This is a genomic window from Gluconobacter oxydans, assembly GCF_006539685.1.
GTDB classification, from domain to species: domain Bacteria; phylum Pseudomonadota; class Alphaproteobacteria; order Acetobacterales; family Acetobacteraceae; genus Gluconobacter; species Gluconobacter oxydans.
Genome location: NZ_BJNM01000105.1, coordinates 1 through 543, shown reverse-complemented (window position 1 = coordinate 543; position 543 = coordinate 1). Strand labels below are relative to the sequence as shown.

2 protein-coding genes are annotated in these 543 nt (G+C 62.4%); both read left to right on the top strand.

What is annotated here, in order from left to right:
- Positions 1 to 364 (top strand): type II toxin-antitoxin system VapC family toxin (locus GOX01_RS12800; RefSeq protein ID WP_141259282.1); only part of this gene is annotated, 364 nt, incomplete at its 5' end.
- Positions 357 to 543 (top strand): hypothetical protein (locus GOX01_RS13050; RefSeq protein ID WP_218023031.1); only part of this gene is annotated, 187 nt, incomplete at its 3' end. The genes GOX01_RS12800 and GOX01_RS13050, both read left to right, overlap by 8 nt.

The window sequence follows — 543 nt, the reverse complement described above, 5'->3', positions numbered from 1 at the left end:
CAATGTCGCCAGATGGGCAGAGCAGGTGGAGGCCGAGACCCTTTTCCTGTCTGCCATCACCGTCATGGAGCTGGATGTCGGCGTCATGCGGATTGAGCGCAGGGATCCCGCCCAGGGAAGCGTTCTGCGGAACTGGCTGGAGAACTACGTTCTCCCCGAGTTTTCGAAGCGGGTGCTTTCCGTCGATCTGGCGGTCGCCCGCCGCTGCGCTCACCTGCATGTTCCGGATCCGGGCCCGGAGCGCGATACCCTCATCGCCGCGACCGGCCTGGTACATGGCATGACGGTCGTGACACGGAACACGGATGATTTCCGGCATTCCGGAGTGGCACTCCTCGACCCGTGGAAACCGCAGCATGACTGATCACCGGCAAAGCTGCAGCATGGCCGATTGTGAAGCCCTGTTCGTCGAGGGACTGAGGCAATTCGTGGATGCCTGCGCGTATATCAACGCCGCCCTCCCGAACGAAGCGGAAGACGCCCATTGGACAGTAACGATGCCTCGTCTTGCAGCGAGCGCTGCTGAGGCAGCGGAGAACCTGG